Raw genomic sequence first — 26108 nt, 5'->3', positions numbered from 1 at the left:
ATATAATCGCTTCATCATGCGAGGAGGAGAACGAATGAATCGGAATGACTTGAGCGAAATATGTGAACGGCTGGGTTGGAAATACGCGGAGCTGACAACGGCAGAGGGCGGGGCGATAATGGTATTGGAGCGCGGATGTCGCGTGATCGGCGTTTATCCGTATGCGGCTGCGGAGAATGCCGTTTGGGTCAGACCGGAGCTTGCCCGGCTTGGGAGCTTCGCTGACGTTGCGACCATGACGCATAACTGGAATATAGGCGGTGACCGGACGCTCGTCAGTCCGGAAGTGGAGTATTTCTATGATCCAGAGAAAGCAGTATTCCTTATTCCTGAGGCATTGGATCCAGGGCGCTACAAGGCTGATATCATCATGCCTGGCGAAATAGAGGCAAAACAATCTGTTGTCATTCCCGCTTATCGATCCCATTATGATACTGCTTTCGAAATGACCAAACGGATCCGGCTGGCACCCGATCCATTGAAGCGGGATGGAGTGGATAGCCAGCTTCACTATACTTTTGTCGGCTACGAGGTTGAAGCTGAAATAATACGGACTGTAGATGAGAATATGAAGATTGCATCGGTCAAGCATCCCCCGATATCGTTATGGAATTTGATGCAAGTCCCGGCTGATGGCGAAGCGATCCTACCGACGTACGGTACAGCAGAAGCGACCCCCTTCTTTGAGGATCAGGATCAGACAGGCGTTCTCGTCCATGAGAATCGGATCACATGTCAGATTGATGCCCGGTGCAAACGTAAAATTTCAATCCGTGCGGGAGATACGACAGGACGAATCGGGTATATGCGAACAGCGGCTGACAGGAATTGTTACTTGCTCATCCGTAATTTTCATGCCGATCCTGCTAAGCATTATGGGGATGTGCCCCTTCATCGGCAGGAGGAATGGGGACATTGCGTTCAATGCTATAACGACGATGGGGCATTAGGTTATTTTGGCGAGATTGAATACCATACGCCACTGATGGAATCCTCTGAACAAGCGCTTGCGGATGTGAGCCAGGTTTGGTGCTATGCAGGAGATGAGGAACAGATCCGGAAGATTGCCGACTTGCTGCTCCTCCCGCCGAGGAAATAGCCTCCTTAGATCCTATTATTTTTCGTTAACTGATTGCGGAATTGCGAGGGGGTTACGCCTTGGGCTTGTTTGAACAATTGTCCGAAATAGCTGGCGTCAGGTATGCCGACACGTTCGGCGACGATTGCGATGCTTAAATCGGGATCGGCGAGCAGCTTGAGTGCCAGCTTCATGCGAAATTGCGTCAAATAACTCATAATGGTCAAATTATAAGCTTCCTTGAATGTACGGCTTAAATATTGATGGCTGACCTTCATCTTCTGCTCCAGCCAGGATAATGTGACCGGCTCGGCATAGTAAAGATGCAGCAGCAGGGCGATATCCCGGGCAAGCTGAGCACGATTCAAGCTGATCCCAGGCGCGGAGGGGACATCCTTATTCATGCTTTTGCTTGCTATCGTTTCGGTAATAATGCGTTCGACCTCTGCAGGCTCTATTGGCTTGACCATAAGGTAATCGACATGAATATCGATGGCACGTTTCGCATATTGGAATTCATCGTAGGCCGTAACGATCGCAATGACCGTATCGGGCCGCTTCTGTTTGATGTGGGCGGCGACATCCAGGCCGTTCATGCCCGGCATGCGGATATCCATGAAGATGAGATCGGGCAAATAGCGGTCTGCCCGTTCCAGCGCTTCGGTTCCAGAACGAGCTCCATCCACAATGACGGCCGGCAATCCGCTGTCGTTCACGATTTTATTCAATACCTTCAATTCAATCGGCTCGTCGTCGGCGATCAGAATGCTCAGCAGCACAATCGAAACTCCTTTCCAAGGGGGAGAGATGTGAATTAAACTAACTATATCTCATCTTGTGCTTCAGAATCACTCTTATTTTAAACAAGTAAAGTATGAAGATATGAAACGAGGCGAACCCCATGAGAGAGGATTGGATTCGGGAATGGACGGAGGAACAGTTCGATCAGAGCGAGGCGGAGGGAGGAGAAAGCGATATCCGGGCTTACTTCGATCTTGGATTGTTCACGAAGCTGCAGAAGACGTTCATGACGGCGACTGGCATGAATGGCAACATACTTGATCCGAAGGGTGTCGCCATTACGGATAAATTCGAGGACCGCTCCCCTGCCTTCTGCCGGCTCGTTCAGTCCGTCCCGGAAGGAGAGCGGCGCTGTTTGCGTTCCGATGAGCGTGTTACCGCTTATTCGATTGCCAAGGAAACGTCTGTCGTCTGCAAGTGTCACGCAGGCTTATACGACAGCGCGGTTCCGATCCATTTCCGCAAACATGGAATGGGCGCGTTTATTACCGGACAAGTACTGCTGGAGCATCCGACAGATGACATGATTACGGACATTCTGAGACGAGTCGAAAGCCTTGGCCTGAATAAAGAAGCGCTAATTGAAGCGATCCGGCAAGTGCCGGTCATTACCGAAGAAAAGCTGAAGGCGACGACCGAATTCATGAGTCTGCTCGTTGAATATATCGTGAAGAGCCTGGAAGAGAACGAGTCGAAGCGGAAGGAAGCGGAGTGGCGGTCGCTGCTGCTCGAAACGGAGATGAAGGTGATTCAGGCGAAGCTTCATCCTCATTTCTTGTTCAATATTCTGAATTTAATCTCCGGTCAAGCGCTTCTGGAGAATGCATCGCAGACATATGCAACCGTCAATCACTTATCGCGCATGCTGCGTTATATCGTCAAATCCTACCGTCCGCTTGTTACGATCGAGGAAGAGTTGTCACAGCTGGATTCGTATATGCAGCTGCAAGTATTGCGCTTCGAGGACCGATTGAGTTTCGCTGTGGATCTTCGCGACGAACGGATGAAGTCAGCGCTCCTGCCGAGCCTGACGCTGCAAATTCTAATCGAGAATGCGATCAAACATGGCATCGAGCCTAAGGAAGGGCCGTGTGGACTTGGCATAAGCATCTATTCAATGGAGGATAAAGGAGTCATCGAGATCGAAGATACCGGTGTCGGCATGGACGAACAGATCCTGCTGGAATTGAACGAAGAAGGAGGAGAGCATGCCAAGCGATTATCGGGTATCGCCATGATCCGCAAACGGCTGGATTATTACTTCGAAGGACATTATGAGCTTAGATTCCGATCCAGGGAAGGACAGGGAACCAAGGTCATCATCGCATTCCCGATAACGGCGAGAGGGTAAGGGCGCTAATGGCGGCCGGCTATGTTCGGATTTTATGGAAAGCGGTTTCTTTTCTCAGGTGTGCGGCAGACAGCCCGGTGCTATAATCGAACCAGCAAACAGTAAAGGGGTTATGGCATTGAGAGTGATGGCTTGCTGCGCACATCCGGATGATGCGGAAATATTGATGGGCGGGACGCTCGCGAAGTATGCGGAGCGCGGCGACGATGTGTTTATCGTCATCACGACGAACGGGGAAGTCGGACACCCGACCTTGCCCAAGCGTGAGATCGCGGCCATTCGCCGTGAAGAAGCAAGGAGGGCAGCGGATTTAATCGGAGCGGAAATGATCTGGCTTGGTTTTCCCGACGAATTTCTGTTCGACCGCGAGGAAACCAGGCTTGCGATCATTAACGCGATCCGCAAATGCCGGCCGGATGTCATTCTGACCCACTGGCCCGGGGATCTCTACAACCCGGATCATACGCTGACCGGACAAATTGTGAACGACGTCGCAATTATGACCACCGTGCCTAACATTAAGACGGAAGAGCCGCCCTGCGACAAAATTCCGGTCGTCTACTTCGCGGATAGTGTGGCTGGGGTAGGTTTCCTGCCAGAGGAGTATGTGGACATAACGAGCACGATTGACGTGAAACGCCGTATGTTAGCCGAACACAAGAGCCAGGTATCCGATTGGTTATCCGATCAATATGGCGTAACAATGGATGAAATGATGACCATAAGCTCGCAGTATCGCGGTTTTCAAGCGGGAGTCCGCTACGCGGAGGGGTTCATTCGAGCCAAAGCCTGGCCGCGCGGAGTAACAGGCACACTGCTGCCATAATAACGAGGAGGGAAGGGGAGGTTGAACATGATTCAATCCGTTCAGCTGTTGTGGAATAAGGATGCTGTTGAAGGGCGAATCGAAGTATCAGCCGGAACGATAACTAGGCTGGAGTCTGCAGCTGGCAGCATGGAGACGGGCTCTAAAGGGGCGTTGTTCGCGGTTTCTGTTTCAGGAAGAGAAGGCGACGATACCAACTGCAAGATGCTCGTAAGCTTTGAGAACGTCAGTGCAGTTGGAGGGGAGCCGGTCCTGGTGACGGTAGATTCTACCGTTCATCCGTTCACGTTCCGCCTTCAGGATGTCGATGCCGATTATCCGATCTACATCGCGGATTACGGTGTTATCGTTACGACAGGCGATGATCGGAGAACCTATGCGGAAATTGAAGCAGAGATTCGTGCGAAAGGGCTGCTGACGACCCTTGCGAGAATCGAATCCGAGCCCGAAGAGAGCTATGAGATTGCGGCAGCCCATACGAAGAACTTGTCCTGTCAAACATGGCTCGGCCTGTCGCGGGATGTCCGGATGTTTGCCGTTGGGCTGCGCGGAGTAGGCGGGGAAGACCTCTTGTGGGATTGGATTCAACCCAAGAAATTCGGCATGGAGCACGCGATTCCCGAGAATGACAATCGCTCTGTCCGCTACCGGTTTCTGCTTGGCCGCGGCATTGGCTGTACGGAGCCTGTCACACGCCGGCTTGAGGACGGCGTACTGCCGATTCTCCACGGTCGAATTGATGAAGACGACATTGTCTACGAGATGACAACATTCACCTCCTATGAGTACAGCCCATTGAACGAGCAGACTCTCCGCGGCACGAATTATCTCGTTGCCGATGGTTTTGGTCATGGCCATATGTTGACGGAGGAGCAGAAGAAGCAGCGCGAGGAGATGTTGATTCGTCAAAATGAGCTCGAGCGAAATGAAGAAACGGTATTGTATCTGCGTGCCAAGGCGACCAATAACGGTCAGGTTCCGCGCTATGCATGGTTTAAGAATGCCGTCCCGAACGCATTCGTAATGAACAATGACAATCATTATACATTCGATGGCACAACCGGATTCTCGCACTATTCCGATAGCCGCGTGTTCAATGTCACGCTAATGAACGGAAAAGCGCTTGAACGCGAGGAAACGGCAATATTGTTAAAGCCGGGCGAATCGGTTGTGTTCGATATGTATCTTCCGCATAGTCCAATCTCCCCGGAACGGGCCGCCCAATTAAGCAAGCAATCCTTCGAAGCCAGAATCGAGGAGTGCCGGCGGTTCTGGCAGAAGAAGCTGTCGGCAGCCGCGAAATTCACGCTGCCCGAACGCCGCATTGAGGAGATGATCAACGCGGGACTGCTCCACTTGGATGTCGTGGCTTTCGGCGAAGAGCCAAGCGGCACGGTCCTGCCGGCTATCGGCGTATACACGGCCATTGGCTCGGAAAGCTCGCCGATAGTCCAGTTCATGGATTCGATGGGCTGGAATGACTTGGCCGAGCGCTCTCTGCAATTTTTCCTGGACAAACAGCATGAAGACGGCTTTATACAAAATTTTAACGAATACATGCTGGAGACGGGCGCCGCGCTGTGGAGCATAGGGGAGCATTACCGCTATACGCGGGATGATGAATGGGTTGTCCGGGTAAAGCCTAATCTGCTCAAAGCGAAGGATTATATTATGGCGTGGAGGGAGCGGAATCAAACGGAGGCGCTGCGGGGCAAAGGGTATGGGATGCTTGAAGGCAAGACTGCCGATCCGGAAGATCCGTATCATTCCTTCATGCTTAATGGATACGCCTATATCGGCTTGTCGCGGTTATCAGAGCTCCTGATCACGACGGATCCGGAAGCATCCGCCGTGATCCAAGAAGAGGCAGAAGCTTTTCGGATCGATATCCGTGAAGCCTTCGAACGCGCGGTCGCGCTTTCCCCAGTCGTACCGATCGGCGATGGAAGCTGGGTTCCAACGGCTCCGCCATGGGTGGAAGACCGCGGTCCGTTATCGCTGCATACCAAGACGGGCAAATGGCTGACTCATGGTGCCGCCACGGCAAGAGATTCCTTGCTTGGACCGCTTTATCTCGTTCTGCAGGAGGTAGTCGGGGCGGACGAAGCTTCGGCGTCCTGGATGCTAAATTATCATTCCGAGCTGATGTGCGTACGAAATGTAGCATTAAGTCAGCCGTATTACAGCATTCATCCGTGGGTACACCTGAAGCGCGGAGAAGTGAAGCCTTTCCTAAAAACTTATTATAACGGCTTCGCCGGACTTGCCGACCGGGAAACCTATACGTTCTGGGAGCATTATTGGCATGCAAGCCCGCATAAGACGCACGAAGAGGGCTGGTTCCTTATGCAGACCCGGTGGATGCTGTACATGGAAGAAGGAAGCTTGCTCAACTTGCTTCCCGGCATACCGCGTGCGTGGATGAAGGATGGCTCTGTCATCGCTTGGGAGGGTGCACACACGTATTTCGGCCCGACTCGCTTGAAGGTCGAATCGAATCTGTCCGAAGATGTGATTAAGGCATCGTTCCACTGTATGACGGACCGTAAGCCGAACTCAGTTCTGCTCCGGCTGCCTCACCCGGAAGGCGCAATACCGGTCGGCGTGACGGGCGGCTTGTATATTCCTGAGAAAGAAGCGGTGCTGATAGAGTCGTTCGAAGGTCAGTTCGAGGTCATTTTGCATTATTAATGGCATTAATCATCCACCTAAAAATAACATAATTAATATTATGTAAACTTATGACTAACAAGGTCGGAATATTAGGAGCTGCATAATAGATTAATGTGATTAAATAATAACGAACAGGCAGGGGGCCGCCTCCGAGTAGGAGCGACCCCCTGCTTGTTTTAATGCTCCGCTTGGAACGAGAGTGTATCCTTCAGAGCTGATGACAGCGCTGCCGATTGCGACCGCTTCCGGTACCGGTTCGGCGACATGCCCGTCTTCTTCTTGAATAAGGCATGGAAAAACTTAATATCCCGATAGCCGACGCGGCCGGCAATTTCCGCTATGCTAAAGCCGGTTTGCAGCAGCATGCTGCAGCTCTTCTCGATACGCAAATTTTGCAGATATTCGGTAAAGGGCTGACCGGTCGCCGTCTTAAATAGCCGCTGGAGGTGGCTGACACTGACCGGGATTAAAGCGGCCAGCTCCTTCAAAGTCAACGGCTCGGCGAAGTGCGCATCGACATAATCCAGTACGATTCCAATTTCGGAATAAGCGGAAGCCGATGGACTCTCCAGATGGTGGAGCCGATACAGCGTAAGCAGCAGATGTGTCAAGTGAGCGCACATGAACGACTCGTAACCCGGCTGGCGAAGCATATATTCTTTATGCAATCCTTCCATGATGCGTCTGACTTCGCCCCCGGAATCCGTAAGGCGCAAATACGGCCGGCCTTCACCGGACAGCAGGTAATGAATATCGTCCGGCAACGGGTAAGCACGCTGCAGCCTGGTCAGCATATCCGGTCCGAACAAGCAATTGTATACGATCAGCTCATCCTTATCATCCGTTGAGACGGGGCGGTAGACATGGGGAGTGCCGACCGGAATAATGAACAGATCCTTCTGTTCGATCGAGAGGCGCTCTTCTCCGATATAATGATGGCCTTTGCCTTCCGCGACATAATTAATTTCGATAAAATCATGGACGTGAAGCGGCAGGAAGAAGCGCTCCCGCTCTCTCGTCACGCTAAGCTGCAGATTCGTTTGCCAGTAATATTCGCCTTCCAGTCTAAAGAGGTTCGTACTCATGGTTGTATCCGTCCTTATGAAGGATGTAATGTACCTATAAATATAACATATGCCCCCCTTTCTACGACAATTAATGCCGTATTATGCTAGAAAAAAGACGATTACTGGAGGATGCATATGCTGACGATCACCAAACTGCAAGTGAATGGAATAGTCGAGCCAATGGGACTGGATGAGCAGAATCCCAGACTTTCCTGGATGCTGGAGAGCGGGAAGCGAATGGGAATGCCCGCGGCCTCTCAGGTGTGGGTGGCCTTGTCCAAGGCCGACCTGGAAGAGGGGAGTGCGATTCTATGGCAGAGCGAGAAGAAGACCGGAGGCGATCTTCATATCGATTATGCGGGTCCGCCATTAGAAGGCTGCATCCGTTATTGGTGGAAGGCGGGCGTGTGGGATGCGGAAGGCGAATATGCGGAATCGGCGCCAAGCTTCTGGGAGACGGGCTTGTACGAAGGCGATTGGAAGGCGGAGTGGATTTGGCGCTCTCGCCGGGTGCAGGTGAACGATTTCGCCTACTTCCGAAAAGATTTCAGCTTGAACAAGACGATCGCGCAGGCCAAACTGTTCATGTCTGCGCATCATACCGTCCAGCTCCATGTCAATGGCAGCCGAGTAGGCGGATTCGGTTCACCGGCACCAACGGAGATTAGGAAGCGCAAGTACTATTTGGCCTATGATGTCACCGATCAACTGCAGACTGGGGAGAATTGTATCGCGGCTGTTGCCCATTACCTCGGCGGCGATGGCCAGAATTATGTGAATGGGCTCCCGGGCTTTCGGCTGCAGCTTCACATTACCTATACCGATGGATCGAATAAGCTGGTCAAATCCGATTCGACGTGGCAAACCCTTCGGGAAATCCCGCACCGGACAGGAACGCCCTATCAACAAAACCGGCGCATGTCCGCAATCGAAGATTACGATGCCCGAAAGTTGGATCCGGCATGGCTTCTTCCAGGGTTCGATTCCGGGCAATGCAAGCGCGCGGTTATTGCCAAAATAGGCAAAACGGAATGGCCGATGAAGTGGCAGCAAATTCCGGAAGGTGCCGTGGAAGAAGTTATCGTCCCGCTGCGAATCGAGACGGTTCCTTCATTAATGGAAGACGGTTTACCCGTTCATGTCTTCGACACCGGCAAAATCGTTTCCGGTTGGCCTAGCTTCAGCTTGCAGGGAGAACCTGGCATAACCGTGCGCATGCGTTATTCGGAGGATCTGAACGAAGAGGGGCGTGTTAAGCATAACGTGTGCAACGAAAAATCCAGCCATTATTACGACCAATACACCTTGACGGGAAATGGCGTGGAGAGCTGGAGTCCGGATATTTCGTATAAAGCGTTCAGGTATGTCGAGATAACCGGGTATCCGGGACCGATCGAGCCGGGGATGGATATTGTCATTCATTCCGCTCATACCGATATGGTGAAGGGCGGCCGGTTTCGCTGCTCCGATGATTTGCTTAACAAGATGTACGAAGCATCGATCCAGACGCAGAAGAATAATACGCTCGGGCAAACCGTCGATTGCCCGCATCGCGAGCAAGCCCAATATTTGGCCGATACCGATCTTCAGGCGGAGACGCTTCTATATAACTTTAATGCGCTTCCGATCCTGGAGAAGACGTTGTGCGATTTTGCGGACGGTCAGCTCGACGACGGGACGTTCCCGTTCGTATTCCCATCCAATTACGATCATCCGGATTTCTTTATTCAAATACCGGAGTGGGATCTGCATTTTGCCACCTTGCTATGGAAGCTTTACAACCAATCCGGCGACATGCGACTGCTGGAGAAGTACTATGGTCCGCTTCGCGGCATGATCGACTACTTTATGAATACGGCAGATTCGGACACCGGCTTGATACCGATCGGGAAGGGCTGGCATATTAGCGACTGGCCGTATCCGACCGTGGACCATGCGGGCGAGTTCTTGACGGTTCAGCAGATCAAAGCATGGCAGGCTTTGCGTATTACGGCGGAATCAGCCAAGCTGATCGGACGTGACGAGGAAAGCGATGCTTACCGCGCGAAAGCCGAGAAGCTGCGAAGCAGCATTCTCGAGCATCTATACGATGCTAAGCTGAAGCGACTGCGGGATAGCTCCGGGTCGGAGGCGACGCATCAAGGCGTTGGAGCGCTTGCGCTTCTAGCCGGGCTCATACCGGATGCGGATCGTGACGATGTGCTCGCTTATGTAGCGGGTAAGACATGGGAAGCCAAGACCGTTCTTTCGCTGCCGCTGCTGCGTCTGTTGTTCGAGAATGGGCGCTCCGAAACCGCGTATGGATTAATCCGGCGCGAGGAATATCCCGGCTGGGGTCATATGATCGCCCAAGGCGCGAAGACGATGTGGGAAGGCTGGGACGATATCGAATCGCACTGTCATGCCTGGAATGGATATCCCGCACGCATGATGCAGGAATATATCGTTGGCATTCAAGCAGCAGCCCCAGGATTCGAAGCCGTGCGCATTCGCCCTTATATGCCGGACCGTCTCTCGTTCGCAGAGGCAGCGGTACCGACCGAACGGGGCGAGGTGTATGCCCGTTGGGACAAGCAGGATCGAACGGGCATCCAGGTGGAGCTGCGAATTCCTGCCGGCATGTCGGCGCAATTCGTACTTGACCTGCCCGAGGGAACGAATCCATCGAAAGTCACGGAAGGGGCAGCGGTAATTTGGGAGAGTGGCCATTCCGCCAACTCTACAGATGGAGTCGTGGGCTGCAAGACTGTCGATAAGTCGATGGTCGTAGAGCTTCAGTCAGGAACCTATCATTTTTCGTTTCAGCTATCTGTTTAATTGGAATATATAGTAAGATGTAGCTGTATACATGGAGCTTCATTCTTTCATTGGCTTACATTTTATGAAGTGGAGAGGTGAATAACTGTGACTGCAGGGATCGCGAGTCTATTAAGTGAATTCAAGCTGGGAAGACCGGTCATTTCCGGTTCCGGCTTGCCGGGAAGCTTCGATGAGAAGGCCGTCGACTGCCCGTTCGTCTTCGAACACCAGGGGCGTTATTTCATGATGTATGTCGGCTTTGACGGGATCGGGTATCAAACCGCTCTGGCGGTAAGCGATAATCTGACGGACTGGTCCTTCCATGGCCTTATTCTCGAACGAGAGCGGGGAAGCGCATGGGATTCCGCCAATGCTGCCGGCAACTGGCTGCTTAAGGAAGACAGGCTGGATCAACCGCCGCTGCTCAAGAAATGGCGGGGCAAGTATTGGATGGTTTATCATTCCTATCCTGGAGAAGGCTACGAGAACGGACCCGGACAGATCGGAATCGCGTGGACGGAGGATGACAATCTGCTGCAGTGGAACCGCTCCGCTGAGCCGGTTCTCTCGCCATTTGACGGTAATGGCTGGGAAGAGGGCGGGTTGTACAAAGGCTGCCTAATCGAGCATGACGACCGGTTCTACTTGTTCTATAACGCGAAGAACCATCGGCCGGAAGGACAGGCCTGGACCGAGCAAACCGGACTCGCAACGTCTACGGACCTGATCCATTGGGAACGATACGAAGGCAGCCCTGTTCTGCAGGTGTCCGGAAGCGGAGGCTGGGACAGCTTATTCGCCAGCGATCCGTTCGTCGTTCATGACGGAAACCGTTGGGTCATGTATTATTTCGGCTACAACGGCCGTCATGCGCAGGAGGGGATTGCGTTCTCCGATGATCTGCTCCATTGGTCGAAGCATGAAGAGCCGATTATCCGGCATGGCGCTCCAGGCGAGCTTGATGAGATTCATGCCCATAAACCGGCTGTTTTGCTAAGAGATGGCGTCCTCTATCATTATTATTGTGCATGCCGACCTTATCGAGAGGGAGACCCATCAAACAATAACGGCGAATTTCGCTGCATAACGCTGGCAGCCAGCGAGTCGTTGGCCTGATCCTTATCATGCAACGCATGACGTGCTAGATAAAGCCTTGTTCCCACAATGGATGGGAACAAGGCTTTTTGAATGGTTCAACCGCATTCTTACGATGGATAGGTATATTTCCGATTTGTTCAAGACGAATAGGCTGGATGTTCACTATATTAATTGAATCATGTACTTTTTTTCACAAAATTGAAACAGAAGTCAGTATTGGAGTGTGAGATAGGTCACGCCGGAAACGATCCGAAACGCCTATACTCGAGGTAGGCAGTAAAGAAATGGAGGGAACTGGCATGATCGAAACAAAGTCAGAGCAAACGCAAATGAACGAAGCATGGCGGGAATTCCGTTCGGGTAACTGGCAAACGAAGATCGATGTTAAAAACTTTATTGATACGAACCTGACCCCCTATTACGGGGACGAAGCCTTCCTTGCCGGACCAACCGGAAATACGACGGCACTGTGGGCGAAGATTATGGAGCTCACCCACGCGGAGCGGGCTAATGGCGGCGTTCTCGATGTGGACGTCGATACCGTCTCGACGATCGTATCGCACGGTCCGGGCTACCTGGATCAAGATAAGGAAAAGATTGTCGGCGTTCAAACAGATGAGCCGTTCAAGCGTTCGGTACAGCCGTTCGGCGGAATCCGCATGGTGGCGGATGCTTGCGAAGCATACGGGTTCAAGCTGCCGGAAGAGATGATCCGGCTGTTTACCGATATTCGCAAGACGCATAACCAGGGCGTGTTCGATGCGTATACGTCCGAGATGAAGGCAGCGCGCAAAGCAGGGATCATCACCGGCCTGCCCGACGCTTACGGCCGCGGCCGCATTATCGGCGATTACCGCCGGGTTGCGCTGTATGGAGCGGACCGGCTCATTGCGGACAAGAAAGAGGAGCTGGCCGCACTGGAAGCGGAGCTCATGTCCGAAGACGTCATCCGTCTAAGGGAAGAACTGTCGGAACAAATCCGCAGCTTAAGCGAACTGAAGCGGATGGCGGCTGCATACGGCAGCGATATTTCTCTCCCGGCTGCAACGGCGCGCGAAGCTGTACAATGGCTGTACTTTGCCTATCTCGGGGCGATCAAGGAGCAGAACGGCGCGGCTATGAGTCTCGGACGCGTATCGAGCTTCCTGGATATTTATTTCGAGCGGGACATGAAAGAAGGCATTCTGACCGAACAGGAAGCCCAGGAGATCGTTGATCACTTCGTCATGAAGCTGCGTATTGTGAAATTTCTGCGCACGCCCGACTATAACGAGCTGTTCAGCGGTGATCCGACATGGGTGACCGAATCGATCGGGGGCATGTCGCTAACGGGCGAGCCGCGCGTAACGAAGAATTCGTTCCGCTTCCTGCACACGCTCTACAATTTGGGTCCGTCGCCGGAACCGAATCTGACGGTACTCTGGTCGCCCAGCCTGCCGGATAAGTTCAAGGCTTATTGCGCCAAAGTATCGATCGAGACCAGCTCTATCCAATACGAGAACGACGAGCTGATGCGTCCGTATTACGGGGACGATTATGGCATAGCATGCTGCGTATCGGCGATGCGCATCGGGAAGCAGATGCAGTTCTTCGGTGCCCGTGCAAACTTGGCCAAGGCATTGCTGTACGCCATTAACGGTGGCGTGGACGAGGTACACGGCACTCAGGTCGGTCCTGCTATGAAGGCGATCGATGCGGACATTCTCGATTACGAAGAGGTGTCGAAGGCGTACGACGCCGTCCTGGAATGGCTGGCGAAGCTGTATATGAATACGTTAAACGTCATCCATTACATGCATGATAAATACTGCTACGAACGTCTCGAGATGGCGCTGCACGACCGCGATATCGTCCGCACGATGGCTTGCGGGATCGCCGGCTTGTCGGTCGTGGCAGATTCGCTAAGCGCGATCCGTTATGCGAAAGTAAAGCCAATCCGCAACGAGAAAGGAATCGCAGTCGATTTTGAGATTGAAGGCGATTATCCGCAATACGGGAATAACGACGAACGGGTCGACAAAATCGCGGTCGATCTTGTCGAATCGTTCATGCACAAGCTGAACAAGCATAAACCGTACCGCAATGCGGTGCCGACAATGTCTGTCCTGACGATCACCTCTAACGTCGTATACGGCAAAAAAACGGGTACGACGCCAGACGGGCGTCAAGCCGGCCAGCCGTTTGCGCCAGGCGCGAATCCGATGCATGGCCGGGACCGCAAGGGAGCGCTGGCATCGCTCGCTTCGGTAGCGAAGCTGCCGTACGCCTGCAGCCTGGACGGCATCTCGAACACCTTCTCGATCGTACCGAAGGCGCTCGGCAGGGAAGAAGGCGTCCGTGCACTCAATCTCGTATCGCTGCTTGACGGATACGCATCTCTAGGCGGGCATCATCTGAACGTGAACGTCTTCAACCGCGAGCAGCTGCTTGACGCGATGGAGCATCCGGAGAACTATCCGCAGCTGACGATCCGCGTATCCGGCTATGCCGTCAACTTTATTAAGCTGACCCGCGAGCAGCAGCTCGACGTGATCAATCGTACGTTCCACGGTGCGGTATGACCGGCCGCATTCATTCGCTCGAAACGTTCGGAACGCTCGATGGGCCGGGGATCCGCTTCGTGTTATTCATGCAAGGCTGCGCGCTGCGCTGCCGGTACTGTCATAACCCGGACTCGTGGGATAACGAGTCGGGCCGCCGCGTGGAGGTAGAGGATATTCTGGCTGAGATTGAGCCGTATGTCGATTTCTACCGCCTCTCCGGCGGCGGCATTACCGTATCGGGAGGGGAGCCTTCCCTGCAGGCGCCGTTCGTCGCGAAGCTGTTCGCCGCTGTCAAGGAACGCTGGGGACTGCACACCGCACTGGACAGCTCCGGCTTTTGCGACCCGGCCTTCGCGGAGGAGCTGCTGCGGCATACCGATCTCGTCTTGCTCGATCTGAAAATGATGAACCGGGAAGCCCACCGGGAGCTGACAACCCAGCCGAATGACAAAATACTTCGTTTTGCGGAGCATTTATCCGCGATAGGCAAAGCGATGTGGATCCGCCGCGTACTCGTACCCGGCTGGACCGACTCCATGGACGAGCTTCGCGGGCTGGGACGGTTTATCGGGAAACTGCGCGGTGTGGAGAAGGTTGAGGTGCTGCCGTATCACAGAATGGGCGTCTACAAATGGCAGGAGCTCGGACGCGAATACTTGCTGGAAGGCTGTCCGGAGCCTACGGACAAAGAGATTGAGCGTGCTGTTTATTTAATTGAAGAAGGGCGGAAAAGCGTTCACGCCCAGGAATAGAAGATGCTGTCAACCTCCGAATGCCTTGAAGAAGTCAAGGGTTCGGAGGTTTTTTATTGCGATCTGACAAGCGCGGCTGCGGTATAAATTCATTTTCCCCGAACAGCTTATTGTTGAAAGTCAGGTTTGAGACCAAGTTTGGCGGGTGGTCAGATCTTGTTCTAATTCTCCTGTACGCGAACGCCGTCGTCTGTGTGCGGGATTTGGCCTTAAGTAAGCGGAAAGCTCGATTGATGGCGGAAGAAAAATCCTTGCGACTCAAGCCAAGACGAATGCCGTGAGTCTATTATAGAGGTAGGGAGGCTGAGGCAGCACGACGAGCATAAACCATCCTTATGAAGGGAGGTGACATTGTAATCGAGAGCTTAAGACGCTTCATTTAAGGTCTAAGTTAGGAAGCTTGCGGTTCAATTCTATTATTCGGAGGTGTTTTGTAAGTGCTTACAAGCGGAAGAAGACAATCGAAGCCATTCATTGTATTCCTTCTACTGACCCTGCTAGTCACATGCTTCCCACTCACGCTACCCTACGCGAACGCTGTGGACTCGGTCCAGCTCGCCTATGAGTTCAACACCGACGGAGACAGCGAAGGGTGGGCGGCATCCGGCAACGGAATCGGTTCCGTAGCGGTATCCGGCGGTGCTCTCCATATCAGCACGGACGGATTCGATCCGTACTGGTTCGGACCTTCTCCGCTTAACCTGCGAGCAGACCCCGGTCATGTGATGGTGATCCGCGCCAAATCGAACAATGGCAGCGGATTAGGCGTCTTCTTCGACACCGACTTGTCACCGGGGCTATCTGCGGACAAAAACATGTCGATCGGCATCATACCCGACGGCGAATACCACGAATACCGGGTTAAGGTCGGTTCCCACTCGTTATGGAGCGGCGTCGTCCAGTCATTCCGACTCGATCTGGAGCCGCCGACCAGCTTCCCGGCGGATGTAAGCATCGATTATGTGCGGTTCGTGCAGGAATCGACTTTCGGCTTCGAATTTAACAACTCGGACAACGGATGGGCAGCAGATCGCGATATTTCTGTGCTGACACCGGGAACGAATGCCATTACCGCGACGATAACGGGCGAACAGCCGTCCATGCTTTCACCGGCCTTGAATACGCCGGCAGCCGATATGGGCAGCGCGAAGCTGCGTATGAAGGCAACTGCTGGCGAAAGCGTTGCCCTGTATTTCGCGACGGACGAGTCATCGGCGCCGCAATTCTCCGAAGACCGCAAGCTGGCGGTGCCGATTATCGCGGATGGGCAATTCCACGACTATACGATCGATTTGTGGCCGCATCCGCTTTGGTCCGGAACAGTGGGCGAACTTCGGCTTAGCTTGCAGGGCAGCGCACTGAGCGGAGCAAGCTGGGAGATCGATTATTTGCGGCTGCCAACAGGCATCTCAACCCGTTTCGACTGGAATGTGGATGGCTTTACGCAGGGCTGGGAAGCAGCCCACTCGTTAACTCCGCTGACTGCGGCAGGCGGTAAGCTATCCACCACTGTAACGGATAACGATCCGTATATGGCTGCGAACGGATTGGACGGGATTATCGGCGAGCGTGACGGAACGATGGTAATCCGGTTGAGCGCGACTGCCGGAAATTCCGTCATGCTGTTCTATGGTACGAGCGCACAGCCCGGATTCTCGGAGGATCGGAAGATCAGCTTCCCGATCGCTGCCGATGGACAGATGCATGAATACAGAGTGCCATTAACTGAGCTTCCCTTGTGGACCGGCCGCGTTCAATCGCTGCGTCTTGACCTCGAAGGCAATGCGCTGCATGCCAATTGGTCCATCGATTATTTGTACTTTGAAGAAAGTCCCGCTGCCGTGCAATTCGAGATGAAGCGTTCGCAGCCTTCCGTCGGCATAGGCGAAGAGGCAGTGATCACGGCCGAAGTGTTTAATTCCGGCGGCAAGATATTGCCGAATGCCAACGTGGCAATCGAGCTGCCTGAAGGCCTGCAGCTGATCGATGGCGATGCGCAGGTGTCCCTTGGAGACCTGGCGCTGCGTGCAAGAGAGCCGGTGACATGGAAGGTACGCGGCGTAACATCGGGAGGGTACGCGGTTAACGTGAAGATGTCCGCCGCGGGTCTGACGGGCAGCAAATCGCTTCCGCTGCCCGTTCTGGCCGAGGCTCCGGCCGTCAATCCTCAGCGCTTAACGGACGCGCAAGCAAGCCTTGAGGAGGCAACGGGGAATGCCGTGCTGGAGAATGGCCTTGTCCGTGTTGTATTTCCGCGTGATTCGTTTGGCTATGGGCAATATCTGGTCTATACATGGGCCAATGGACAATGGAATCTGATGGCATCCGCACAACCGTTTGCATATGCGACAGTGAAGCAGTCGAATGGCGCAATTGAATCCGTTGGCTTCTATCCCGACCACGCGGAGATTGGCAGCGCTTCAGACCACGCTTCCTTGACATTGAGCGGAACAGCGGCAGACAGTTCCGGACGCCAATGGACGCATTCGTTCGCGTTTGGGCTGGGTGACGATGGCAAGGGGATCGAAGTGGATCAGCAGGTAAGCGCCAATACCGCCGCCGACCTGCTAAACATGTCCGGTCCTGTTCTTACTGTCGGCCAAGGAAGCTTCGGAAGCGCCAAGGACGAAGCGCTGTTCCCGGGGCTGGAATGGCTGGTCGACGATGAGTCTTCATCGAGCGAGCTCGATTCGAACCCGCCCCATTCGAATCGGTTGGTGCCGCATCCTTACAAAATAACGATGCCGCTTATGGCTGTCCGCAGCGGAGATAACGTTGTCAGCCTCATGTGGGATCCGAACCAGAAGTGGGATGGCGAGCATTCGCTGCCTGCAGCGAAGTTCGCTTCGCCGAATTTCGTGGAGAATCAGAATAATCATGTACTCGGCTTATCCGCACTGTCTGTACCCACCTTCGTGAAGGAGAATAAAGAACTGGCGACCGATCCTTATCCATTGGAGGCGAACCGACCGCTGAGTCTCAAGGCGGTCATCGCGGCGGCTGAAGGCGACAGCGTACTCGAAGCCGTCAACTTGTATTTGGACTCCTACGGTTGGCCGGAAGAGGCTGCCGGTCACGATTTTGAGAAGGAAATCGACCTTGGCCTGGAAGCTTATCTGAATACGTTCTGGGTTGCTTCGGCCAAAGGATGGCGTCACGTCGACGGTCCGGGCTGGGGACCCGCGAAATTCCCGTCCAACAATGTGCTGCTGCGCCAGCTTGGCATGTATGACGCAGCGAAGCGTCCGGAAGCGGAAGCCCGCATTCAGGACGTGATGAGCGATATTCCGAAAAAATCGGTTCTCGGTGCGCCGGACGGTCACATTCCGCAATGGCAGTCGCCTTTCTACCTTGGGTATATGAACGAATCGCTGCAAGGCTTGAAAGGGACGATCCAATCGCTCATGAACGCGCAGGATTCATCCGGAGCATGGTTGTTCAAGAACAACCCGAATTCCAGCGGCAGACCGCTTGGCGTCGATGGTGAGAAGCAATTCGGCTTTACGGCTCAGCATTCGCAAACGCTATTGCGCTACGCAAATATGACTGGCGATGAGGCAGCCGCCGAGGCCGGATTGAATGGCATCGCCGCCATGCAGACGATGGGGGATGTGCCGCGTGCCGCTCAAACATGGGAAGTGCCTGTGCATACGCCCGATATTCTCGCAGCGGGCAGAGCTGTCGGCGCTTACTTGGAAGCGTACAAATGGACGAAAGACGATCAGTATGTAGAAGAAGCCGTCAAATGGGCCCGTACCGGCTTCCCGTTCATCTATGCGTGGGAGATTCCCGGGTTATCGTTCTCGCCATATGCAACGATTCCCGTTTTCGGATCAACTGCCTACGTGAGGCCGTGGTTCGGGGTACCGGTACAATGGAACGGTCTTGTGTACTCCTATGCGCTCTTCGAGCTGTCACGCTATGACGATTCGCTTCCATGGCGCGATATCGCCTCGGGTATACTATCCAGTGCAGAAGAGATGCAAGAAGCGGACGCCGGCGAGCCGCATCTGGGCGGATATCCGGACTTCTGGGAGCTGCTGACGAACGAGCGCTCGGATGACGTGATGATCAATCCGGAGGCATTGCTCAAGAACGTGTTCCTGGAGCAGGCTCTTGAAGGGCAAGGACCGGAGCCGGATTTTACGACGACCCTCACTGCTTCATGTTCGAGCGGGAAGTGCAAGCCGGCGCGGATCTCATCGCTTGCCCAGGTAAGCAATGTCGGTCCGTCTTCTACGAACAATCTCGTTAAGTTTGATCTGACTTATCCAGAGGGAGAAACAACTTACGTACTCGTAACGCAGCGGGATAAACCGCGCAAGGTGACGATTAACGGGGTGCAGCAGGGGGAGCATACGAATTTGGTTGGGGCTGCGTCAGGATGGTCGTACGATACGGCAACCGGCTATCTGACCCTCAAAGTGAAGCACTCCATCAAGGATGAGGTCAAGATTCATTATTAATAAGGTGGAACAATCGTATAATGAATGCAGGGTCACGAAGTGCATGTTGGCTTCGGGGCTCTTTTTTTTTTGAACCGCGGAGCAGGGATGACAGGAATCGAGGGGATGGAGGAGGTTAGCATAACGAAAACGACCAAATAGATGGCCGTTTTCAGGTAAATTCATTTTATTGCCGTATTAGCCTTGCTTGGGTTTAACGAGATCATTCGAGCTTATACCGAGAAAATCGAACGCTTCCTGCAGCATAATCTGATCATTATCGTTCCAGAAGCATTTGTTAATATCCATAATATTCGAATTGCGGGAGATCCGGTCCATCTGCATCTTCATCAGCGTTCCGCTGCATAGAACGGCGATCTTCGCCACATAAGGAAATACGGTACGCTGTGCTTCTTCCCATATTGCGTTTACATCCGGCGTAAATACGACAGACCGGCCATTGCGCTCCATGAAGCGGTTGTCGACAAGCAGATTTACTTTCGTCGTCTTCGAATTCGACTGAACCGTCGAAATAATGATGTCAGCGGCGGCTTTGGCTTCTTCCGCTGTCAGGTTCTCATGTACCTGCCAGGAGAATACCTGGGTGTTGTTGTCCATGTGGGAAATAAACTTGTTTTTTAAATCGACGCTCATTGATAAAATCTCCTTACATCATGATTGGATTATTTGAACCAGGAAGCCAGCATGACATCAAGCGTATTGCACGTATATTGGACCAAATGCTTGGCTTCTTCCAGCTGTTTCTCGCTCATGCCTTGAATCAGATGGTAGACGTCGCTATGCTCTTCGTCGGCTTCGCAATGGATCGCCCAATATTCGAGATCCGTAAAGCCGGTTTTCTGCAGAATCGCATAAGCGTGCAAATAGACCGCATGCGCGAAGCCTTCGCTTGTGCTGTTGATAATGAGCAAGGACAGGTTCTCATCCATGGCTGTAACAGCGCGGTATTGCAGGGATATGAAATGTTCGGTTTCGTAATTAGCAGGGTGCAGCTCAGGGTCGTCAAGGCCGATATCGATCATCCATTTGCGAAGCATCTCCGCATGGTCTTTCTCTTCCTCATAATGGCTGGAGAATAATTCGTGATCGACATCGGGGAACCGTTCCCATCTTAGCTTAAGCAGCTCGCCAAAATGTTTGGACAAGTGATAGAGATTATTGCACCAAACAAAGTAAGAAGGGTCTTTCTCCTGCGGGAAGTGAAGGAAGAACGGATTTTCATTTTTGACGCGTTTCAGTTCGGATTGGATAATGGAGTCAATGCTCTCCACGACAACTTGAGAATCTGCCAAAGCCACGTAATCACTCCTAAATATATATTCAATAATTTATCGGCTGTTTTTGAATGGAAATGAATACTAAATATAAAGTTTTCAAAAAACATACAAATATATGGTTTGTTATAGGATATGAGATCACTTATTGGACTGCTCCTATAAAGGGAGTTTATTTACAGGAAAATAGACGTTTGGTAATATTTAGTTATTGAGGGGGAGTGAGATAGAATGGTGCAATTAAGCGAATTTCCAGTGTTGGCTGGTCCAATGAATTGGGGAGTCATCACTTCACAATTTACGTTAGAGCAAGTATCGAATGAAACGTTAATCAGCAATATCAGCATGATTCCTACTGTAGGGGATCGGTATGTGATGATGAAGCTGGATACCGGGGCTTGGGAGCTTGCGGGAGGGACGTTGAAGCCGAACGAAGCTTATCTCGACGCATTGCGCAGAGAAATACGGGAAGAGCTTGGGGCGGATTTGAAGTCCTACACGATCATCGGGCATTTCAGATGCAGCTCTAAGGCGGACCGGCCCTATTTGCCGCACATTCCACACCCGTCCTTTATCCGGCTTGTCGGCTACGGCGAAGTTACCATAACAGGCGATCCGTTGAATCCGCCAGACGGAGAGAAGGTCGTTACCGTGGAGGTCGTCACAATTCATGAAGCGGTTCGCAGATTTGAACAAATTAACCGACTGGACCTTGCAGAATTATATCGGCTCGTTCACGAGATTAGAATGGCGGTTTAAGGGAAACGACAGTGAATCAATGATTAATGATGCTTATTATTAATGTAATAAACTAAAAGGAAGGCTTCAATTCGATTCGATTATCCTTCGACATGCGGCTGACGATTGACTCCTGTCGCACAGTCAAGAACTGCTGACTCGGCACGATATTTATTGCGATACCGTGACATGTACGACATGCAACCGGTTTCGGGGTCCATGAGGGTACTGCAGTCCCTTGACAACAGAAGTATGCTGTCATAAACTTTGTTCGATTCCACGACTAGGAAGCGGGAGGCGATCCGTTTGGGTGTGCTGTCCGACATGAAACGGTTTCTACAGGTCAAAGGTGCAATGTGGCTGCTGCTAACATTATTTTGTTACGGGATCGGAACCGGCATTCTGGCACCTATGAATTCCATCTACCTTAGCGAAAGCATCGGATTATCCAAAGGTCAAGTTGTATCCGTATTCGCCGCATCCTTGCTGCTCAATATGACGACAACGATGATTGTCGGCATCTGGAGCGACCGATTGAAGAGCAGGAAGCTGCTGGCCATGTGCGCTGCAGCATTGTGTATGCTCGGGTTACTGCTCTATCTTCGCGCGGATACTTACTGGTCGGCGCTTATCGGCATGTGCATCGCGGTAGCCCCCTCCGGATTAATCATGGGACAGCTGTTTGCGATGTCACGGAATCATTTTGTCCGGCTGGCATCCGATATTGTCGAGATGGCCCAAATATGGCTGCGGGCAGGTCTGAGCATCGGTTTCTTCGTCGGCCTGTTGATCGGGGCGAACTTATATTTGCTCGCGACCTTCCAAGGCGTATTATGGGGCAATATGACCGGATATGCTGCACTATTCTTGCTGCTGTTGTTTTATAAGGAATATACGGGAGAGACGGTAAAGGCTGAAGCGAGAACAGGAGAGCCGTTCTCCATGCTCATGCTGGTCGCATTGTTCATGCTGGCATGCGCGGATGCGATTCGGGGTCTATACCTGCCGTTGGTCGTCAAGGACTTGTTCGGACGTCCGGAGCTCATGTCATACATATGGAGCATTCAAGCCGTATTCGAGCTGTTGTTTATGACGATTGCGGGTTATTGGGCGGCAAAGTACGGCAGTAAACGGATTATTCTGCTCGGGGGCGTGGGTGCTTTCATTACTTATGCTGTCTATGCGTCATCCGCCGCTTTGCCGGTCTTCTTCATCGTACAGCCTGTCTACTCCTTCTTCGTCTCGATATTATACGGAGTAGCTATGGGGTACGTACAGCGCATGTTCGTCAATCGCACCGGCTTCGGCTCCAGTTTGTATGTTTTTATATCGTTATCGGCCTCTCTGTTAGGCTACATGTTCCCGCTTCTTATAAGCGGTTATAATCCGATTATCTTCGTCATCCCGTTATGCTTGGTATCCGCATCCATGCTGCTGATTCTGTTCGTGCTCCGGATCGAGAAGAGGCAGATCGCCGGCATTTCGAGCGGAATCTAGCTTGAACAGATTCTAATCCTATTATTTTTTTACTAACAAAGAAAGAGGGTAACACATGCTTCAAACGCAATGGGAATATCGTACACTCAAATATAAGACCGGTGGATTCCTCGGAGGAAAGGTAAATCAAGAGGAATTGGATGAACTGCTGAATTCGCAGGGCTATGAAGGCTGGGAGCTGATTTCTTGCTTTGATACAAGCATGACCCAAGGACAGTCCAAGGACCTTATTATGATCTTCAAACGGAGAGTCTAGCGCTCCTACGATATAGCAGGCTTGAATTGGGAAAGGAGAGGACATGTCATGAAAAGCTACGTCGCATGGCTGCGCGGCATTAATGTAAGCGGCCAAAAGCTGATCAAGATGGATCATTTGAAAATGATATTCGAATCTTTACAGTTGAGCAGCGTCACGACATATATACAGAGCGGTAACGTCCTCTTCCTATCGGACGACCTGGATACGGAGGCATTAACCCTTCGTATCGAAAAAGGGCTGTATGAGGCGCTTGGTTACGAGGTTCCTGTAATCATCCGAACCGTTGAGGAGCTGGAATCCGTCATCGCTAATAATCCTTACGACCTGAATGCGTTCACAGAGAAGGATAAGCTGTATGTGACTTTCTTATCGAAAAAGCCGTCACCCGAAGCAGTCGAAGCCTTGATGGCATTCCAGAACGAAATTGACGAGTTTCATATCCAGGATCGGGAAGTTTATATACTCGTTCATTCAAGCTATGGCAAAACGTTATTCTCTAATAACTTCATTGAGAAAAAGCTGCGTGTTTCGGGAACGACGCGAAACTGGGCCACAATTAACAAAATGATTAGCCTTCATCGTAATCGAAAGGGCTGAGTTCTTCCACAGCAACCTCTTGGAACGTTATAAAGTAATCTGATAAAATGATGAAAAGGGATGATTCGTTCGGAAAACGACAGGAGGAGATGCCGGTGAGAAGCTCCCAATTTCGAATGCTTGACCGCCCGATTCATGTCTATCGTTGGGAACCGGATATAGGCGTGCCTATTACGGGCATCGTACAGCTGGTTCATGGGTCCTGCGAGCACGCGGGGCGGTACGAATCATTCGCAGAATACTTGACAGGGCGAGGGCTCGTCGTGTTTGCCAATGATCACCGTGGGCACGGTCAGTCGGCTCAGAATAGTGAAGATTTCGGTTATTTTGGCGAGCGGGACGGCTGGGCTCTCATGGTGGATGATTTGCATCACCTGACCAAGCTGGTCAGGGAAGCCTATCCCGGCAAGAGATTAACGATGCTGGGCCATAGTATGGGCTCGTTCATGGCACGCCATTATGCCGTGAAATACGGAGAAGGCCTGGATGGATTGATCCTGACGGGGACCGCGCATTATGGCCGGCTGCTGCTTCGTCTGGCCCGATTGATTGCCGCATGGGAGGTCTGGTCCAGAGGCAGCCGTTTCAAGAGCACGTTTCTGTACCGGATGACGTATCAATCGTTCAATCACCGGTTCCAACCCATCAGAACCGATCAAGATTGGCTGTCGCGCGATCAAACGATAGTCGACCAATTCGTAGCCGATGAGCACTGCGGATTTATTTTCACGGCCAGCGGGTTTAGGGATATGTTCGACGGTTTGCTCTTTATCACCGATCGGACGAACATCAGCCATACGCCCAAATCGCTGCCGACCATACTGCTCTCCGGTACGGACGACCCGGTCGGAACTTATGGCAAGATGGTCGAGGAAGCTTATCATGCCTACCGTGCAGCCGGTTTAACCGATGTCACGATGAAGCTGTACGACGGCATGCGTCATGAGATTCTGAATGAAATCGAACGCGAGCAAGTCTATGACGATATCATGAAGTGGCTTCAAGCACATCGGTTATTGGATCAAGATGCCGGTCATGCGTAAGACCTCATCATTCAACTAGAGTAACGCTGGACGATAAGTCCGGCTTTTTTTGTGTGAATGATGTGACGGCAACAAAAAAACTGACGCCGAAAGGCATCAGTTAGACAAGTTACGAAAAAAGTTCTGAAAAAAAGTATTGTCAGCCATGAGAGGATATGTTAAAATGAATGATAAAAGTCAAGATTTATTTCGTGTTCATTTGGATTAATCATATCACATAATAATTTTGTTTGTCAATGAGTATTTCTGGTTCTATTGACCCAACGTAAATGTGGAGGGAGCCGTATATGACAGAAGACCGTTTGAACGGGGAGAAAGAGGCTTTGCAGGGACAGGATCGGGAATCGGGGGACATGAACGACTTGGATGGCCTGTCGCTGCCGCCCGGAATGAAGAACAGCGATCCGGTTCGCATGTATTTGAAGGATATCGGAAGGGTTCCGCTCCTCTCAGCCGAAGACGAAGTCATGCTGGCCAAGCGGATTGAGCAAGGGGATGAAGAGGCGAAGAAACGACTGATGGAAGCGAATCTCCGTCTGGTCGTCAGCATTGCCAGAAGGTATGTCGGACACGGCATGCTGTTTCTTGACTTGATCCAGGAAGGCAATACGGGCTTAATCAAAGCAGTCAATAAGTTCGACTATAAGAGAGGGTTTAAATTCAGCACGTACGCGACATGGTGGATCCGTCAAGCGATTACCCGCGCGATCGCCGATCAAGGGCGTACGATCCGGATTCCTGTTCATATGATCGAGACGATCAACAAGCTTAACCGCACCGCCCGCAAGCTGCTGCAGTCGCTTGGACGCGAACCGAGCTATGAGGAAATTGCCCAGGAGATGGATATCGAAGCGGATAAGGTTCGCAGTATTATGAAGATGGCCCAGGAGCCCGTCTCGCTCGATACGCCGGTCGGTGAAGAGAATGATTCGAAATTGTCCGACTTTATCGAAGATCACGAAATGATGACTCCCGTTGAATCGGCGTCATATGAACTGCTTAAAGAACAGCTAAGCCTTGTGCTTGATTCTCTAACCGAGAGGGAAGAGGGCGTACTTCGCTTGCGTTTCGGAATCGATGACGGACGGACCCGGACGCTGGAGGAAGTCGGCCAGCATTTCGGCGTGACGCGCGAGCGAATTCGTCAGATCGAAGCCAAAGCGCTGCGTAAGCTGAGACATCCAAGCCGCAGCCGGCAGCTGAAAGATTTTTTGGACTAATCGAATTGAAGGAAGACGCTGGATTC

19 protein-coding genes are annotated in these 26108 nt (G+C 52.2%); 15 read left to right on the top strand and 4 right to left on the bottom strand.

Going from position 1 to position 26108, the window contains the following annotated elements:
* Positions 1-34 precede the first annotated feature (34 nt).
* Positions 35-1099, top strand: coding sequence for a DUF6786 family protein (locus L1F29_RS18820; RefSeq protein WP_258383595.1), 1065 nt, complete (start codon positions 35-37; stop codon positions 1097-1099).
* Positions 1100-1104: 5 nt separating this feature from the next.
* Here L1F29_RS18820 and L1F29_RS18815 read toward each other — a convergent pair whose 3' ends face one another.
* A complete protein-coding gene (locus tag L1F29_RS18815; protein ID WP_258383594.1) occupies positions 1105-1857 on the bottom strand; it encodes a response regulator transcription factor in 753 nt (250 codons plus the stop codon).
* A 122-nt stretch (positions 1858-1979) separates the two neighbouring features.
* On the opposite strand from L1F29_RS18815, the gene L1F29_RS18810 reads away from it, so the two are divergent.
* From L1F29_RS18810 to L1F29_RS18800, 3 genes are all read left to right on the top strand, one after another.
* On the top strand, positions 1980-3230 hold the full coding sequence (locus tag L1F29_RS18810; RefSeq protein ID WP_258383593.1) for a sensor histidine kinase: 1251 nt from the start codon (positions 1980-1982) through the stop codon (positions 3228-3230).
* Between the two features lie 127 nt (positions 3231-3357).
* The gene (locus L1F29_RS18805; RefSeq protein WP_258389734.1) at positions 3358-4056 is read left to right on the top strand and encodes a PIG-L deacetylase family protein; all 699 of its coding nucleotides are present in this window, start codon (positions 3358-3360) and stop codon (positions 4054-4056) included.
* Between the two features lie 27 nt (positions 4057-4083).
* Entirely contained in the window at positions 4084-6747 is a 2664-nt protein-coding gene (locus tag L1F29_RS18800; RefSeq protein WP_258383592.1) for a glucosidase family protein, read from the top strand.
* A gap of 158 nt (positions 6748-6905) precedes the next feature.
* On the opposite strand, the gene L1F29_RS18795 is transcribed toward L1F29_RS18800, so the two are convergent.
* Entirely contained in the window at positions 6906-7814 is a 909-nt protein-coding gene (locus tag L1F29_RS18795) for an AraC family transcriptional regulator (protein WP_258383591.1), read from the bottom strand.
* Positions 7815-7931: 117 nt separating this feature from the next.
* Here L1F29_RS18795 and L1F29_RS18790 point away from each other — a divergent pair, with 117 nt between their 5' ends.
* From L1F29_RS18790 to L1F29_RS18770, 5 genes are all read left to right on the top strand, one after another.
* Positions 7932-10613, top strand: a complete 2682-nt coding sequence (locus L1F29_RS18790) for an alpha-L-rhamnosidase (protein WP_258383590.1) — start codon at positions 7932-7934, stop codon at positions 10611-10613.
* An 87-nt stretch (positions 10614-10700) separates the two neighbouring features.
* A complete protein-coding gene (locus L1F29_RS18785) occupies positions 10701-11711 on the top strand; it encodes a glycoside hydrolase family protein (protein ID WP_258383589.1) in 1011 nt (336 codons plus the stop codon).
* Positions 11712-11992: 281 nt separating this feature from the next.
* Positions 11993-14254, top strand: coding sequence for a formate C-acetyltransferase (gene pflB / locus L1F29_RS18780; RefSeq protein ID WP_258383588.1), 2262 nt, complete (start codon positions 11993-11995; stop codon positions 14252-14254).
* Positions 14251-14988, top strand: a complete 738-nt coding sequence (gene pflA / locus L1F29_RS18775; RefSeq protein WP_258383587.1) for a pyruvate formate-lyase-activating protein — start codon at positions 14251-14253, stop codon at positions 14986-14988. Before pflB ends, pflA begins: the two co-directional genes overlap by 4 nt.
* A 437-nt stretch (positions 14989-15425) precedes the next feature.
* On the top strand, positions 15426-19454 hold the full coding sequence (locus tag L1F29_RS18770; protein ID WP_258383586.1) for a hypothetical protein: 4029 nt from the start codon (positions 15426-15428) through the stop codon (positions 19452-19454).
* Between the two features lie 177 nt (positions 19455-19631).
* Here L1F29_RS18770 and L1F29_RS18765 read toward each other — a convergent pair whose 3' ends face one another.
* Both L1F29_RS18765 and L1F29_RS18760 read right to left on the bottom strand, forming a co-directional pair.
* Positions 19632-20087: a hypothetical protein gene (locus L1F29_RS18765; RefSeq protein WP_258383585.1), complete on the bottom strand. Its 456-nt coding sequence runs from the start codon at positions 20085-20087 to the stop codon at positions 19632-19634.
* Between the two features lie 29 nt (positions 20088-20116).
* Positions 20117-20752, bottom strand: a complete 636-nt coding sequence (locus L1F29_RS18760; RefSeq protein ID WP_258383584.1) for an iron-containing redox enzyme family protein — start codon at positions 20750-20752, stop codon at positions 20117-20119.
* Between the two features lie 207 nt (positions 20753-20959).
* On the opposite strand from L1F29_RS18760, the gene L1F29_RS18755 reads away from it, so the two are divergent.
* The 6 genes from L1F29_RS18755 to rpoD all read left to right on the top strand — a co-directional run bounded on the left by L1F29_RS18755 (position 20960) and on the right by rpoD (position 26082).
* Entirely contained in the window at positions 20960-21487 is a 528-nt protein-coding gene (locus tag L1F29_RS18755; protein ID WP_258383583.1) for an NUDIX hydrolase, read from the top strand.
* Positions 21488-21778: 291 nt separating this feature from the next.
* On the top strand, positions 21779-22963 hold the full coding sequence (locus tag L1F29_RS18750) for an MFS transporter (protein ID WP_258389733.1): 1185 nt from the start codon (positions 21779-21781) through the stop codon (positions 22961-22963).
* A 55-nt stretch (positions 22964-23018) separates the two neighbouring features.
* Positions 23019-23219, top strand: a complete 201-nt coding sequence (locus L1F29_RS18745; protein ID WP_258383582.1) for a DUF4177 domain-containing protein — start codon at positions 23019-23021, stop codon at positions 23217-23219.
* A 48-nt stretch (positions 23220-23267) separates the two neighbouring features.
* A complete protein-coding gene (locus tag L1F29_RS18740) occupies positions 23268-23819 on the top strand; it encodes a DUF1697 domain-containing protein (RefSeq protein ID WP_258383581.1) in 552 nt (183 codons plus the stop codon).
* Between the two features lie 95 nt (positions 23820-23914).
* Positions 23915-24862, top strand: coding sequence for an alpha/beta hydrolase (locus L1F29_RS18735; protein ID WP_258383580.1), 948 nt, complete (start codon positions 23915-23917; stop codon positions 24860-24862).
* Between the two features lie 353 nt (positions 24863-25215).
* The gene (gene rpoD, locus L1F29_RS18730; RefSeq protein WP_258389732.1) at positions 25216-26082 is read left to right on the top strand and encodes an RNA polymerase sigma factor RpoD; all 867 of its coding nucleotides are present in this window, start codon (positions 25216-25218) and stop codon (positions 26080-26082) included.
* Positions 26083-26108: the final 26 nt, after the last annotated feature.

This window comes from Paenibacillus spongiae, from assembly GCF_024734895.1.
Classification (GTDB): domain Bacteria; phylum Bacillota; class Bacilli; order Paenibacillales; family Paenibacillaceae; genus Paenibacillus_Z; species Paenibacillus_Z spongiae.
This window is presented reverse-complemented; position numbering and strand designations above follow the sequence as displayed.